Annotated in this window: 11 protein-coding genes; 3 read left to right on the forward strand and 8 right to left on the reverse strand. The window is 43.5% G+C overall.

Translation table 11 applies throughout. The features are described 5' to 3' along the window. Window positions 1-493 precede the first annotated feature (493 nt). Both PSYCG_RS02195 and PSYCG_RS02200 read left to right on the forward strand, forming a co-directional pair. Window positions 494-3,772, forward strand: coding sequence for a DNA translocase FtsK 4TM domain-containing protein (locus PSYCG_RS02195; protein ID WP_084674191.1), 3,279 nt, complete (start codon window positions 494-496; stop codon window positions 3,770-3,772). Window positions 3,773-4,056: 284 nt separating this feature from the next. Then, window positions 4,057-5,550, forward strand: a complete 1,494-nt coding sequence (locus PSYCG_RS02200) for an amidase (RefSeq protein WP_020442763.1) — start codon at window positions 4,057-4,059, stop codon at window positions 5,548-5,550. Window positions 5,551-5,592: 42 nt separating this feature from the next. On the opposite strand, the gene PSYCG_RS02205 is transcribed toward PSYCG_RS02200, so the two are convergent. The 8 genes from PSYCG_RS02205 to dapC all read right to left on the reverse strand — a co-directional run bounded on the left by PSYCG_RS02205 (window position 5,593) and on the right by dapC (window position 14,749). Next, window positions 5,593-6,507: a DODA-type extradiol aromatic ring-opening family dioxygenase gene (locus PSYCG_RS02205; protein WP_020442764.1), complete on the reverse strand. Its 915-nt coding sequence runs from the start codon at window positions 6,505-6,507 to the stop codon at window positions 5,593-5,595. Window positions 6,508-6,599: 92 nt separating this feature from the next. After that, window positions 6,600-7,088 carry a 23S rRNA (pseudouridine(1915)-N(3))-methyltransferase RlmH gene (rlmH, locus tag PSYCG_RS02210; protein ID WP_020442765.1) on the reverse strand — a complete coding sequence of 163 codons (489 nt, stop codon included), beginning with the start codon at window positions 7,086-7,088 and terminating at the stop codon, window positions 6,600-6,602. Between the two features lie 246 nt (window positions 7,089-7,334). Continuing rightward, window positions 7,335-7,877, reverse strand: a complete 543-nt coding sequence (locus PSYCG_RS02215; protein ID WP_020442766.1) for a DUF421 domain-containing protein — start codon at window positions 7,875-7,877, stop codon at window positions 7,335-7,337. Between the two features lie 122 nt (window positions 7,878-7,999). Then, window positions 8,000-8,515, reverse strand: a complete 516-nt coding sequence (locus tag PSYCG_RS02220; protein WP_020442767.1) for an ABZJ_00895 family protein — start codon at window positions 8,513-8,515, stop codon at window positions 8,000-8,002. Between the two features lie 39 nt (window positions 8,516-8,554). Continuing rightward, window positions 8,555-10,678 carry a D-alanyl-D-alanine carboxypeptidase/D-alanyl-D-alanine-endopeptidase gene (locus PSYCG_RS02225; RefSeq protein ID WP_020442768.1) on the reverse strand — a complete coding sequence of 708 codons (2,124 nt, stop codon included), beginning with the start codon at window positions 10,676-10,678 and terminating at the stop codon, window positions 8,555-8,557. Window positions 10,679-10,739: 61 nt separating this feature from the next. After that, on the reverse strand, window positions 10,740-11,351 hold the full coding sequence (locus tag PSYCG_RS02230) for a 3'-5' exonuclease (RefSeq protein WP_020442769.1): 612 nt from the start codon (window positions 11,349-11,351) through the stop codon (window positions 10,740-10,742). Window positions 11,352-11,377: 26 nt separating this feature from the next. Continuing rightward, entirely contained in the window at window positions 11,378-13,321 is a 1,944-nt protein-coding gene (locus PSYCG_RS02235; protein ID WP_020442770.1) for a DUF294 nucleotidyltransferase-like domain-containing protein, read from the reverse strand. Window positions 13,322-13,510: 189 nt separating this feature from the next. Continuing rightward, entirely contained in the window at window positions 13,511-14,749 is a 1,239-nt protein-coding gene (dapC, locus tag PSYCG_RS02240) for a succinyldiaminopimelate transaminase (RefSeq protein ID WP_051130939.1), read from the reverse strand. A gap of 294 nt (window positions 14,750-15,043) precedes the next feature. Here dapC and PSYCG_RS02245 point away from each other — a divergent pair, with 294 nt between their 5' ends. Next, complete coding sequence (locus PSYCG_RS02245; protein WP_020442772.1) at window positions 15,044-15,712, forward strand: hypothetical protein; 669 nt, start codon at window positions 15,044-15,046, stop codon at window positions 15,710-15,712. The last annotated feature ends 8 nt before the right edge of the window (window positions 15,713-15,720 follow it).

Below are 15,720 nucleotides of genomic sequence, written 5' to 3' on the forward strand. Positions count from 1 at the left end.
TGAGCCCATATTCAAATATAGTCAGTGAAAAGTTATATAAACATCACGTACTGCTGGTATTAATTTGTCTTGCTTGCTGTGCCTACGCAGACAGAGGCTATAAAAAATTTATACCAGCAGTAACGTAGAGCTTTAATATATTTTGGTTAGATTCTAATGCAAAAAGAACAGGCATCATTTTTCACTAGCTGCATTTTTAGCTAAATCACTACTGGATTGATTTTCTTATGCGCTTTATTGATAACACGGTCGCCACGGCAGCTATGTATTTGTTATTATAAGAAGTTGTATGCCGCGCACAAAACAAAAACAGCAATGCGGTCAATATTTTGCCGTAGTATTTTAGATAAATTTTTTTTGTTATTACGCCACATCAGTCGTAACCTATTACAGCAGTTTCTATCAAGAATTTATGTCAGCATGATTAAGCTTAATCATGGTTTGACGACTATTAAGTATTCATGACGAGTATTAACAACAAGGCAGATCTTACGTGATATCAGCACCAATTATTGATTACTTAAAAAAGGGCATATTTACCCTACTAGGATTACTCCTCGCGGTTTATTTGTTCGTGATTTTGATGACTTATACCGGTAATGATCCTAGCTGGTCGCACATCAGTAGTGATATGACGACCATTAATAATATGGGCGGCGAGATGGGCGCATGGCTCTCAGATTTGCTGTATAGCTTCTTTGGTTTTGGTGCGTGGTGGTTACTGGCGTTTCTGGTTTATGAGTCAGTACTGATTTGGTGGGACAATAAACCGACGTTTTGGTTATTACGCTTGGTTGCTTATGTGTTTTTAATATTGAGCAGTAGTGCATTATTTGCCCAACTGATCGCATTGGTACAGCAGGTAGCAGATCCGATGTCGTCAGGTCTTAAAGGCGTTGCTGGCGGTATTATTGGTCTTGAGCTACAAGCGAGGCTAGCACAGCTATTATCGCAGTGGGGGAGTGTGACGTTTTTGGCAGTGTTTGTCGCTATTACGACCACCTTTGCCTTTAATATTCATTGGATGAGTATTTACGAAAAATTCAAAACTTTGTCTTGGTTTGGGTCAGGTGTCAAAAACCTTGATAGCAGCCTTGATGTTAGTCAAATAATACAAGAAGACAATGCTACTAGTGCTACCGATAAACAAGGTCGTGATATAGCAATAAGTGATATTAATACTCCAGAATATGAGCAATTGCCTCTTGAGTTGCAAGCGGATGAACAGGCTAACAATAAACAGCAAGACAATGGAAGTGGTCGTTTTAATAGCGCATTAACAGACTTTTTATCGTCTTCAGGATTGGGTGCCAGTGTAAAAGCCTCTATGGCAGCCGCTGCGCAAGTCGCCAGTGAAAGTACCAAACGAGAAGAGCAGTTGCAAACTGCAGCCGCTACGACGAGTAGCAATAGTGCTTTTAATCTAAATAAAACATCAGTACCTGCTACCAATGCTACGCCAATGTCTATCAGAAAGGTTGAGCCAAGTTTTGCATGGAACGATGCAAATACTGTCGCTGATTTATTAGCAAACCAGATAGAAAATGAGCAAGATACGATACCTTATGATGTCGTAAATGCCCCATATTCAGAGGCATTAGCTGCTGCTGTTGACAGCTTAGATACGGGCATTTCTTCTGCTAGCCCAGTTCTTGATATCACTCAGGAGGAGACTCAGCAACAAGCAGCACATTCGTTAAATGATTATGCACCGAACATGTCAACTACGCAGCCAAATACTCCTGAATCAGCGCCTAGCGTCGATAGCTTAGTGGATGCATGGTTGGCAGAACATGCGGCAGTGCCAGAAGCGACTGATTTTAGCCATGAACAAGAATTATCTGCCGTAGAGACATTAACAGAAACTGCACCTATTCAGCAGCAAACTGGTATCTCACCAAACGACACTACTGACGACATTCCTAATAATGCTGCAAATGAATTGTTGAACGATTTGGAGTCTTTTGCTGATGCTGATGTAGAGAATACATCAGAAATAATAGATATGACACCGACCAATACCCCGCCTGCAAATCCAAAAGCACCACCAATAGCAGAGAGTACGGCTACCATATCAAGTATCGAGTCAGCCACAGTAACTAAACCAACTATGAGTTTTGCAGTCCCAGAAGGTGATAGTAGCAATCATATTACGGATATGATGCCAGAAGATAACAATGTTTATGATAGCACTGACGCGATTGATGCTCCCATTATGCCTCATATTAGTGATGATATTGCATTCAGTCAAAAATCACGCTCGATGCAAACGGCTGCCTATCGTAGTAGTCTGTTGCCGATTCCAGAGATGTCGATCTTAGATAAGCCAGACCCCAATCGTCAGCCAAGCTATACGCTTGCTGAGCTTGAGCAGTTATCAGAGCTACTGGAAATCAAATTACAAGAGTTCAATGTCAAAGCAAATGTTGTCAATGCGATTCCAGGACCTGTCGTCACCCGCTTTGAAGTAGACCTAGCGCCTGGGATAAAAGCCAGTAAAGTTACGGGAATTTCACGCGATTTGGCACGCTCATTATCAATGGCATCTTTACGTGTGGTTGAGGTCATTCCTGGCAAGCCGTACATTGGCATTGAAGTGCCCAATAAACAGCGCGAAATGGTACGTTTGATTGAGTTGTTGGATACCGAAAAATTTAAAGATCCTAAAGCGCAAATCAGTATGGCGATGGGTAAAGATATTGGCGGTAAAGCTATTATTACTGATCTTGCACGAGCACCGCATATGTTGGTCGCTGGTACGACGGGTTCTGGTAAATCAGTCTTGGTCAACGCGATGTTACTATCGATGCTGCTAAAATACACGCCGAACGAGCTGCGAATGATTCTTATCGATCCTAAGCAGCTTGAGCTTGCCAACTATAATGATATTCCGCATTTACTGACCCCAGTCGTTACCGATATGACTGAGGCGGCAAGTGCTTTGTCATGGTGCGTCGCAGAGATGGAACGTCGTTATCAGCTTATGAGCTTGCTAAAGGTGCGTAAACTAAATGAGTTTAACAAAAAAGTGATCGCTGCTGAAAAATCAGGCAATCCAATGCTTGACCCATTATGGCGACCCAATGACAGCGTAAGTATTAGCCAAGCACCAAAGCTAAAAACCTTACCGATGATTGTCATCGTTGCCGACGAGTTTGCCGATATGATTATGCAGGTCGGTAAGCAGGCAGAAGAGTTAATTACACGCTTGGCGCAAAAATCGCGGGCAGCAGGGATTCATTTAATCCTTGCGACTCAGCGTCCTTCAGTTGATGTGATTACTGGTTTGATTAAAGCCAATATTCCGGTACGAGCAGCGTTACGAGTCAACTCAAAAGTCGATTCACGGACTATTTTGGATAGTGGTGGCGCAGAAGATATGCTTGGTAATGGTGATATGCTGTTCTTAGGGCCTGGGCAGATTGAACCTGATCGTGTCCATGGCGCTTATGTCAGCGATGAAGAAGTCAATAGCGTCTGTGATGCATGGCGTGAGCGCGGTGCGCCTGATTATATCGACAATATGGCAGGCAATTTTGAATTGTCTAGTCCTAGCGGTGGCAGTAGTGCTGCCAATGCCTCTGGTGAAGATGATGACCTTTACAACGAAGCCGTTGGTTTTATTATGGAGACTCGTAAAGTTTCCGCTTCTAGTATTCAGCGTAAATTTAGCATTGGCTATAACCGCGCAGCGCGTATTGTTGACTCTATGGAAGAGGCTGGACTGGTCAGCTCAATGGGTAAGAGTGGTAAACGTGAGCTACTAATGTAAAGCTTATGTTTGACTGGATGGTAAAAAGACGATTTACGAAAGTAACTCGTCTTTTTTATTGAAAATATTAAAGAATTTTATGTAGTAAAAGGTGTTAAGAGCATGATTGTCAGGCTATCAATTGCCCCTATCTAATAGGATTCTAAATACCGTAAATGACTAATGAGTTTGTTTATTCATTATAAACAGTAAGGTTTTATACTAAACTGGATACTGTCTATAAATCGAGTACATATCAATCTTTTCAAAATTTAAATTTGATTACTCTCCAAGGAAGGTCGGTTATGTTTAAAGAATATACCCAATACGATGCATTAGCACTCGCGGCATTGGTCAATGCTGGGGAAGTCAGTGCCAAAGAGTTGCTGGATGCGGCAGTCTATCAAGCCAATCAGCTCAATCCTAAATTGAATGCTATCATCCACCGTTTTGACGAGCGCGCTTATGCTGCAGCGCAGGCGGGACTGCCAGCTGGTGTATTTAACGGCGTCCCTTATTTGTTAAAAGATTTGTCATTTAGCTTCACGGATGAGCCGATTACGATGGGCAGTCGTAGCGTCAATATCATCTCAAAAAGCGATAGCGAAATCGTCAAGCGTATGAAAGCTACGGGTGTGAACACTTTTGGTAAGACCAATACCCCAGAATTTGGCTTGATTATCACCACTGAGCCAAAAGCGCATGGCGTGACACATAATCCTTTTAAAAAAGGCTATAGCTCTGGGGGCTCATCGGGTGGTAGTGCGGCGGCAGTGGCAAGCGGTATCGTACCGATGGCAGGCGCGGGTGATGGTGGCGGCTCGATACGCTTTCCTGCCGCGTGGTGTGGTACGTTTGGACTCAAACCCAGTCGTGGACGTAACCCAATGGGTCCCTTATTTGGTGAAGGCTGGGAAGGGGCAGTAGCCGATCATGTAATTACACGTAGCGTGCGTGATAGTGCCGCGATGCTTGATGCGACTAGTGGTGCTGAGATTGGGGCGCCTTATGTCATAGCACCGCCTAAAGGTACTTTCTTAGAAGCGGCAATGCGTGCTCCAAGGCAATTAACCATCGCCTTGCACCAACAGCCGTTGGTTGCCAATACTGTGGTCGATAAAGAAGTACTGGTCGTATTAGAGCAGACCGCTAAGCAGCTAGAAGCCATGGGTCACCGCGTAATACCGGCTGAACCTAATATTAATATTGAACAATTCTGGCATAATTTTTTAGTCGTTGTTTGCGCGCATACTGCGTTTACTATTGATAATATTGAGCGTTGCTATGGTGCGCAGCATATACAAAATCTTGAACCGCAAACGTATAACATGGCGATGTTAGGACGTTCACTATCGGCTGTTGATTTGGCGCACGCCAAGCATGGCTGGCATGATAGCCAATATCAAACCGGTCTTCTGCTAGAGACCTACGATATAATTTTGTGCCCAACCGTTCCAACACCGGCAGTAAAACATGGCGTATTACCACCAAGTCGCATGGATGAAATGCTGATGCGCAGTGCTGGTTTGCTAAATAAAGGCATGGATATGGGCAAATACGCTTTTAGCTCAGGCATGATTGAAAAGTTAAGCTCGCCAGTGCTTGGGAAGATGGGTTTTACCTTATTGGGTAATATTACAGGCTTGCCAGCCATGTCGTTGCCTGTCGGTATGAGTAAAAAAGGTCTGCCGATCGGTATGCAATTGATTGGGCGTATGAATGATGAGACGACGTTATTGAGTGTAGCAGGCGAAATGGAGCGTGCAGGTTTATTTACTAAACTTGCTTTTGAAAAGTAGTGTGGTATACCTGCATATATCTGACGCTTTGATTGAGAGCCTTTAATCAAAGCGATAGATATCCATGCCTAAGCTATGATGAGCCATACTTTGATGCACGACTGAGACACGTTGACCGGCACCTAAGGCAAAAAATAGCGGCAGTAAATGCTCATCACTTGGATGGATATCCTTATAGTCAGGATATTGCTGCCAGTCTAAGGCGCTTGGGATGTCGGTTTTGAGCTGTTGTAGCAGCCAAACTTTAAAATCTTTTGCGGTTTGATCAATACTGTCTGCTTGCCAGCGTAGCGCTTGCAAATTGTGGGTGATATTTCCTGAACCAATAATCAGAATTTGCTCATCACGCAGCCGTGCCAGTTGCGCGCCCAATTGATAGCAAGCGATACTGTCATAATACTGTGGCAAGGATACTTGTACGATAGGAATATCAGCCTGTGGATACAGGTGTAAAAGTGGCGCCCATACCCCATGGTCACTGACACGTAAGGGATTGACCCTACAAATAATACCACGGGCACTCAGTTGCTGCGCCAAGGTCTCAGCAAGTGCTGGATGACCAGTAGCAGGATATTGCAGCTCATATAGCTCTGGAGTAAAACCTGAAAAATCATGCCACGTTTTTGGCTCAGGATTGCTGCTGATTTCAAGTTTCGCTGACTGCCAATGCGCGGACATAATGACGATGGCACGAGGTTTGGGTAAGTTTTGTCCTATACGAGCTAGCGCGCTCGTCGTAGCAGATTGCTCGATAGCCAGCGTCGGTGCACCATGCGATATAAACAGCGCCGGTAACTTAGGGCGCTTTGCCGCGCTCGATATGATGGGCGTATTTGTCCAAGCCGCCGCCGCTGTAATTGGCGTCGGTATCAGTGGGCTATGCAAATCGTCGCGATTATCATCGCGTTGCGGATTGATACTTTGGGCATTGGGTGTTGCAGGTTTAGGATGTCTCATGTGGCATTTATTAGGGCGCGCGTCCATTTTTCAATCTGTTGTCTCACTGTGATTGATGATGTTTTCCTACGGGATAGTTTTCTATTGCTACTTTAATTACCACGGTGATAAGGGTGGTTATGATTGATACTCATCGCGCGATATAGCTGCTCCATGAGGACAACGCGCACTAAAGGATGCGGTAGCGTAAGCGCCGATAACGACCATTTCACATCTGCTTTTGCCAATACCTCTGGTGATACCCCGTCAGCTCCACCGATGACCAAGGCAATATCATCGCCTTGCTGCATACCATCAGACAATTTATCTGCCAAATTTTCGGTCGAAAGCATCTTACCCTTGACATCAAGTACCCACAATTGCTCACGTCCTGCTGTAGCATGAGCGGCTAAGATCGCCTGACCCTCTTGCTCACGGTATTGAGCTAAATTGGCATCTGATGGATTCTTAGCACGTTTTGCCGCCGCAATTTCAACGACTTCAGTAGTGAGCATAGGCTGAATACGCTTATGATACTCATCGAAACCAGTTTGTACCCACTTGGGCATTTTATTACCTACGGTCAAAATTCTTACTTTCATAACAGCTGCCATTTTAAGAAGTGGTTAAATAAATGTAATAAGAAAACCTGTTAAATACTAGATTCTTTGCTCAAGACATGTTTGATAAATAATTATTCTGTATGATTTTAATGCTTTCAAAGCCCACTTACTTACTAATAGTCCAACAGCCGCCTAAAAAGGATAGAGTAAAACAAAGAGAAGAGTCATGATGCTCTATCCTTTTTAGAGCTGATCAAGTTTTTAGTAAAAATTTTATCAACTGTATTACATAAGCGGAGCAATCGTCTCTGATACCGTATCATCTGCTTCTTGGTTATTGCTATAAGAAGGACTGGGCTTTGGAATAATAGTCAGTTTGGCATCCGACTCAAAAACAACGGCTTCAACCTCATCAAAATTATGAATACCCTCAGAGCGCATGGCACATTCAATTTCTTGGCGGGTCAAACGCTCATCACGCATGGCATCTGGCAAAAACTGTCCTTGGTAAAAGACAATGCGTGGCTCAGACAAAATAAAGCTACTAAATTGCGGCGAAACAGAGGCGTATTTGGTGACCAAAAATTGTAATAAATACAGTGAAAGAATAGCCGCCATACCTTCGATAATTGGAATGCCTTTGAGTAAAATCGTACTGGCACTTAATGACCCAATCATCACTGTGACAATCCAGTCAAAATTATTTAGCTGAGAGGTTGAGCGTTTGCCTGAAATTTTAGTAAACGTAACAATCAAAACGTAGACCACGACTGTGGTCAGAATAATACGTCCAAGCTTATCAACATTGTCAAAAAAAATCATTTCCATGGTCTTATCTCCTATTCATCAAAGTGCATCAGCGTAAATACAGCGTAACGGAATTTAGAGATGAATAGGGCAAAAACTTTGTAGTTGCTTGTTTATAACGTTTAATTGCTGAAAGTAAGCAATTAAGCGCCCTTGCGATTGGGATCAAGCAAGTGGTTAATTGCCCAAATGCTGATACGTGCACTCACCAAACTCAGCACCAATATCATGATCAATGCAGAAATTAGCGGTAAAGGCTGCTGCATGCTCATCTCAAGCAGTACTTCACGGCTGATGGAATCGAATAGAAATACCCATATCCCCAAAAAGTAAACCATAGTGAGTAGCCAAACCACGATCACGCCGCCAAACATTAAGCGGTTGATCTCGTCTCTATCTAGTGCACGCTGTTGGTGCTTGATAAACTTATGCACGGCAATATAAGCGCCCAAGACAATAGACAGCACAGTGACCAATTGCGCATTGAGAGCAAGCTTGGTTTGAATCATCATAAATACAGCGCTGGCAAGCATATAGCCAACGGCAAAAAACCCAATATGGAGCATCAATTTGGGTTGAGTGGTAGTTGTATTTAAGTGTGATCCTTTACGTCCTGATGGGGTAATAGGTTTGCTAAGTGACGCGGGCTTACGTGACATAAAATGTCCTTTATAAAGTAAATAATTTGGCGTAAAAAATTAATGCTGCGCTGTCCAATCTAGCATGGCGTCAAGTACCGTTCTTGCTGTATAAGTATTTAGCGCTTGCTCATTATTGATCAGTCCCACTACCACATAATCCTGTCCTGATAAGCCTTTGACATAGCCTGCCATCGAAGTGACATTGTTTAAAGTGCCCGTTTTTATCCAAGCTCGACCAATGGCGTTTGATTCTGGTAAACGCTCGCTATGTGTCAAAATGGTGCCACTGACGCCAGCGATACCTAACGAGTTTACATAAGCATTAAAGCTTGGGTGAGCGTAAGCATAAGTCAGCAGCTCGCTTAGATTAGCAGCGCTGATGGTACAATCACGGCACAACCCTGAACCATTGGTCAGATGTGGCGGCGGCGTGCTTAGATGCGTTTGCCACCATTCGTTGATGGTTTGTAAGGCAGCAGGGTAGCTCGTTGTCGCAGGCTTACCAAATTGATATAAGCTGTGCTGACTATTAATAGCTTTATCGACGTTTTTATTAATGGTTGGATTAACGGTTTCATCTCTGGGTTTATGATAAGCGCCTATTGATAACGCTACTTGCTCAGTCATCACATTATTAGAGAAATGATTGATATCATAGATTTGCTGCGTTAAGTTTAAGGAAGGATAACTAACAATTGGTAAAGGCGATATTGGTAGAGCTGCCAAACCGCGCGCTGATATGGATTTCTTATTCTTATATGGTGTTTCTTGAGCGACAACGTTGCCCGTTAGCGTATTATCCAGTGCTTGCCATTTGGCTTTGATCACGCGAGCCGCAAAATCTTTGGCATCAGGATAAGCGACATAAAAAGCATGGTTGCCGCAGTTATCGGGTAGAGATGTATCAAAGGTCAGCTGAGTTACTTGCCACTGCGGCGCTAAACTATAACGTGCTTGACCACAGGCAGAGGGGCGTATATTTATCTTATTTGGCAACTTATAATCTGCCAGCTGCGGCGTATAAGTCAGCTGTGCTTGGGCATTATCTAATGGATAGCTTTGGATACCAATAGTACTGAAATTTACCAAAAAACCATCGGGACTGGCGTTATAAGGACGTAAAGGCGCGTTATCAAATGCCGCAGGATCTTTAGTGACATGGTTAAAAATAGTGCTATCTACAATGATATCGCCATCGATATGACGGATGCCTGCTGCTTTCACTTTATAGAGCAATTGCTGTAAGCGCTCATGGGTCATTTTTGGGTCGCCACTGCCTTGAATTATCAAATCACCAAGCAATGTATTACCAATGATAATACCAGTATGATAAACGCGCGTATGCCAGACAAAGTCAGCGCCTAAGATATCTAAGGCAATAAAGCTAGGAACGAGTTTCATCGTGCTGGCGGGCGTACGTGCTATGTCAGGCTGATGATTGAGTAATGGCGAAAACGATATTTTTATTGAGGTCTCACTGTCAGATTTTTTATTGTCGCTGTTATTATTATCTGCGCCATTAGCACTGATATTGTCGTTCTGATGGGAAGAATAATTAGCAGTGTTTAATACGTTTTCTGGCAGTAATGACGGAGTACTCATCAAGCTTTGATGGGTATAAGGATCATCGGTATAAGCGTGTAATTGTCTGTCGTGCTGTCTGATGGTTTGCTTTTCGATGGTTACTAACGCGCTTTGGTAATTGGCTAACGGCTTAGGGCTCGGCTTGTTTTGCACCAGTTTTTGCTTGCTGTTATTGGCATCAGTATTTATCTCGTCTGAGCTTGCAGGCTGCAATTGATTGACCGCCTTTTTACTATCGATAACCTGAACGACAGAGGGCAAGCGGCTGGCGTTTTTGTCTCCCACAGGTGTGATAACGATACTGATGTCTGCTGCGCTTAAATGGGCTCGCGCTAATGCGGTCTCAATCTCTTGCGGTAAGGCAGCGTGCAGCGGTAATGGCGCTAAAGTAGGAGCAACAACTAGTACCAATAAAGATAGACGTTGACCGATATTTTTCGGCGTTTGCAAATATTGGCTAATGGCTGTTGTGCGTATAGAAGAATTATGAGTTCTAAGTAGAGTTGGTTTTACTAAGGAGCGCATGAGCAGCCTATCATCAGGTGGCAAAAACAGGATATGGTAACATGAGTTGCTGTTTTCGCGTAGCTGTAGCATGTAGTTGTAAGCGTGCTTTTATCTTAAAGCCTTGTCTAAATAATGCATTTTAGCCATTATATTAGCGCATATGCAAAAATGCCATTGCCGTCATGATGGCATCATTATAAGCATCGTGGGTGCCAAGCTCAGGAATATTATAATGCGCCAAGATACTATTCAAATGCTGTGCTTGGCTTGAAAGCCCTTGGCTACGACCCATCATACGCCGGCTATAAAGGGGGCGGATATCGATAATCTCATTAGGCAAATGAGTACCCATATAATGCTTTACTAAAGGGTTTAAGAACCCGACGTCTATTTGCGGACAAAACCCCACAAGTGGCCGATTACCAATAAAGGGCAATAGTAACCCCAGCATCTCATCATAGCTCATCGCATGCTCAACATCGGCGGTGCGCAGTCCATGAATGACGATGGTATCGCCCTCAGGCATGACAGGCGGTCTGCAAAGCAGATGCAGCCCATTTCCTGTATCAATCTTATCGCCATTGATATGAATGGCAGCTACCGATAATAGGTGATGCTTCTTTGGATTAAGTCCGGTCATCTCACAATCAATTGCAACCCACTGCTCATCGACAGGTGCCGTAAACATTGATGCCAGTTCAGGTCGCTGTAATTGTTTTTTTTGCCAAGCAGTAGACAGCTGTTTTAGCCAGTTCATAGTCATTTATCTCCAAGGCTAACCGGTTTACCTTAACCTAATTCAAGCTGATAATGTCGGCTTAACTGGTCTTTAAAGCTTTTTACTACCGCCAAACACTCTTTTAATAAATCACGCTCAAGGGCAGACAAGGTCGTTGGATTGACTTCTTTTGCATGCTTATTGTCTGTCAATAAAGCAACCGATAGGCGCTGGGCCATAAAGAACTCTAGGGCTTCAAGCAAGGTATCCGCCCGCTCTTGGGTTAAGGCATGAGTCTGTACCAAAGCTTTCAGACGACCTTTGCTGCTAGGGTCGGTAAAGAGATCGTTTTCTAACGCCAAGGTACGGATACCATGTACCAATGGAAAGATACCCGCTTTTTTGAGGTCAATAGTATAATCGCCTGGTTTACCACCTAATAACGGTACTAGCTTTTGCCACCATTGATTGACATCGCCGAACTGTAGCGCTGCTCGTGCAAATTGGCGCACGAACATCAAGTCTGACTGCCTATGGGCCGTCTTTATATGTTCACGAACCTGCGTCAATAGCGTTTCATCACCGCAGACATACTCACCATCGAATATAGCGGATAAATAAATACTATGCATCGGGTCGGTGTTTTTAAACCATAGACTAATCTGCGCTTTAAACGCTTTTAATGGTTGCCGCCACATGGGATTATTCATCATGATATGACCATCACAGAGTGGATAGCCAAGTTCTGCTAAGTGCTGGTTAAAGGTATCGGCAAATTGTGCCAGCTTAGGGTGGTCATAACCATCACGCATGATGAGCGCATTGTCTTGATCGGTACGCATGATTTGCTCGCCGCGACCCTCTGAGCCCATGACGATAACACAGGTATTCTCCATTACTTCATCAGGAACGATGAGTTGCCAAAGTTTGGTAAATACTTGCGCGTTAAGGGTTTGTACCATGCGGCTGACGTTGCCCATTTTGATACCGTTTTGATGCTGAGCACGTATATAGCGCCCAATGAGTTCAACTGCGGTCGCCAAACTTGGCAAATCTGTGGCTTGGTTAATTTGAATACTAATCAGCTGAGAATGATGACCAATGTGAGCAAGCATATCGCCTTGTGCAAGCACACCGATGACTTTACCATTAGTATCTATCACTGGTAACCTGTGAATGCGATAGCGAGTCATGGTCAGTAACGCATCACCAATCTCATTATCAGCGTTAATGGTTCGCAGATTAAAACTTGCATAGTTTTGACAAGGCGTTGTAGTAGTGTTCTGTTGGTCGCTGACGGCGCGGCAGATATCATTATCGCTGAGGATACCCAAGGTACGATCGGAGCTATTTTTATCTTGTAAATGTCCTGATGGGCGTATCAAAACATGCTTCAATCCAGCCTCAGTCATGGTACGTGCTGCTTGATATAGACTATCGTCTGCGTCAATGATATGAACTGGTAGTAAAGTAATATCAATCACCGGCTGTAGCATGATTTGCTGTACTTCCTGAGGGTCGTCATAGCTGGCAGCGTCAAGTTTTTTTCCACCATGCCTTAGCTGTAAGGCTTTTAGTCGCTCAGGCAGATTTTCTGACAATAATTGGCGTACGAAATGGTTTTGGGCACCGATTTTATCAATGGTTACCCCATTTACTTGCAGCAATAAAGTATCTTCGACAGCGCGAAACTGATAAGCAGCTGGCTGCGAATCAATGTTTTTATCTTCTTGCAGCCCATCTTCTATGAGCGACTTTGGTGAGCGTCTGCTATCAAACCAATCATTACTATTAAGATGGGCAGTATGGTTGTTGCCCAAATAAGAGGCGACAAAATCACCATCTAACAACTGCTCGACATGACCTTTAAGCACCACATAGAAGTACTGCAAATCATCCGCTGGTAACATCTCATCTTTGGCAAGATAACGCACTTGGGTATTTTTTTTGATACTTTGGCGTTCAGCGGCACTTAATACATCAAATGGTGGTTGGGTGAAATCAAGATGGGGCATGGCATCATCCTTGATGGCATAAGCATTAAAAAGGTTGGTAACTATTAAAAATACAGCGTCAAATAACAGTGCTGTATTATCTGAATATAAGACTTACTATAGCATTCTTTAACAGAAAACCGCCAATAACCATAATATTATTGTGGTTATTGGCGGTTTGTTAAGCTTAATGCGTTTTAAATAGCGATTTTAAGCACCGAGTAATTGACGAATGCGCTTGATTGCCTCGCGACTTTCCTCGACGCTTGCCACCAAAGCAATACGCACATAGCCTTGCCCCGGATTTTCACCATTGACCTCGCGTGATAGGTAACGTCCGGCAAGCGCGTGAATATTGGCATCCTCATAGAGTGCTTTGACAAATAATTCATCATCACCACCGAATTGCTCAGGCGCTTTTATCCAAAAGTAAAATCCTGCCTCAGGCATACGTAACTCCAGTAATTCTCCAAGCTCCGACATCCAGAGTGCAAACTTTTCTTGATACAGCGCTCGATTGTGTGCCACATGCTTCTCATCTTCCCAAGCGGCGATCGACGCCAGCTGATGAGGTATTGGCATCGCGCAACCCTGATAGGTGCGGTATTGTAAATAAGCCTGCAAGATAGCGGCATCGCCTGCCACAAAGCCTGAGCGCAAACCGGGTAGGTTTGAGCGCTTCGATAAAGAGTGAAACACCAGACAATTTTTGAAATCGTGTCGACCAAGGGCAGCGCAGGCTTGCAGCAAGCCTATTGGCGCTTTATCAAAATACAGCTCGCTATAACACTCGTCGCTGGCAATGATAAAGCCATATTGGTCTGATAGGCGCAACACTTGCTCCCAGTCATCCATCGTCATCACTGAACCGGTTGGGTTGTTTGGGCTACAGACAAATAACAACTGCGTACGCGTCCAGATATCTTTTGGCACACTACGAAAATCCCCCTTAAAGCTATTGTCGGAGGTGCAAGGGATAAAATAAGGCGTTGCTTGCGCTAATATCGCCGCCCCTTCATATATCTGATAAAAGGGATTAGGCATAACTACTATAGGCGTAGGAGTAGGCGATTGGTTGAGCGTTGCCGTCTGACTAACAGTCTCTGTCTCGTGATTAATCACTGCCTGCACGATACTAAATATTGCCTCACGTGTACCCATTACTGGCAATACTTGCGTATTAGGGTTGAGGTGATTTAAGAAAAAGCGCTTCTCAAGCCAATGAGCAATGGTCTGACGCAGCTCAAATAGCCCATTTGTGGTCGGATAATGGCTTATTTTGTCCAAGTTTTCGCGTAGCACGTCCAGAACAAAGGCTGGCGGCGCATGTTTTGGCTCACCAATACCCAGTTTGATTTCATCATAGCTATGGGCTGGAGTACTATCAGCCAGTAAAGTGGCCATCTTAGCGAATGGATAAGGGTGTAGGGACGTCAAGTTGTGATTCATAGGCAGGCTAACTATAATAGACAGTTAATAATAAAGTTATAAAGAAAAATTACATTTAAGCAGTGTAGCACTTCTCTTATTTTTTGTCTTTTTCTTCTTATATTTCCTTATAGTGCTTTGTAATGACTTGGCTAGAGGATATTTAAGCATTGTTATTTTAACTATATGGCTGTGTAAATAGGTAATCATGTGACTATATCGTAACGCGTTATTATAAAAGCGATGTGATGTCTGTATTACTAAGTAAAGATAAATGCTGGCTTTTCTGACAGCGTATTTTAGGAATAATTTGATATGTCTAGTATGTTAAAAACGGACAGTCTCGATGCTAAGGATATCAATGAAAAATACTTTGATAATCATGAAAGTCTTGACGTTTATAAGCAGTTAAAGCAGCGTGAACAGACTTGGTGGAAATCACGCCAGCAGTTGACACTGTTACGAGAACGTCAAATGTTTTGGTTTGGCGATAACAGTTTTATGATGTGGCTGCTCTGGCAATTGGTCAGCTATATAGTCGTTGCTATGGTACTCATGCTGCTTAGCAAGTTGCTAGATATATCGTTACCTCTGTGGCAATACATCGCTTTATTTGTCGTACAAACCTTAATTTTTATTGTGATGCTGAGTTTTAAAGACAGACTTGCTAGGCAGTTGCAATATAAGATCAATCAAGCCGATTTGTCGCGTGAAGAGATGCTTAATGAGATGACTATCTTGGCTTCTGATAGCTTGTATCGCGATGTTCATGCCAAAGCCCCTATTACTTTGAAGCAAATCTACCGATATTATAATGCAGAATTTCGTTTGGCCAGCTTGCACCGCCTCCTACAAAAGGAGGTCGATGCGGGACGCTTGATATATGGCGACCAAAAGGTAGAAGCCGATATACTGCCTCTAGAGCTTGCCGATGATGCACTGAAGGAATATGCACGTGGCATCATCTACAAAAGCTTGATATAGAAAATTAG

This window comes from Psychrobacter sp. G (assembly GCF_000418305.1).
GTDB classification, from domain to species: Bacteria; Pseudomonadota; Gammaproteobacteria; order Pseudomonadales; family Moraxellaceae; genus Psychrobacter; species Psychrobacter cryohalolentis.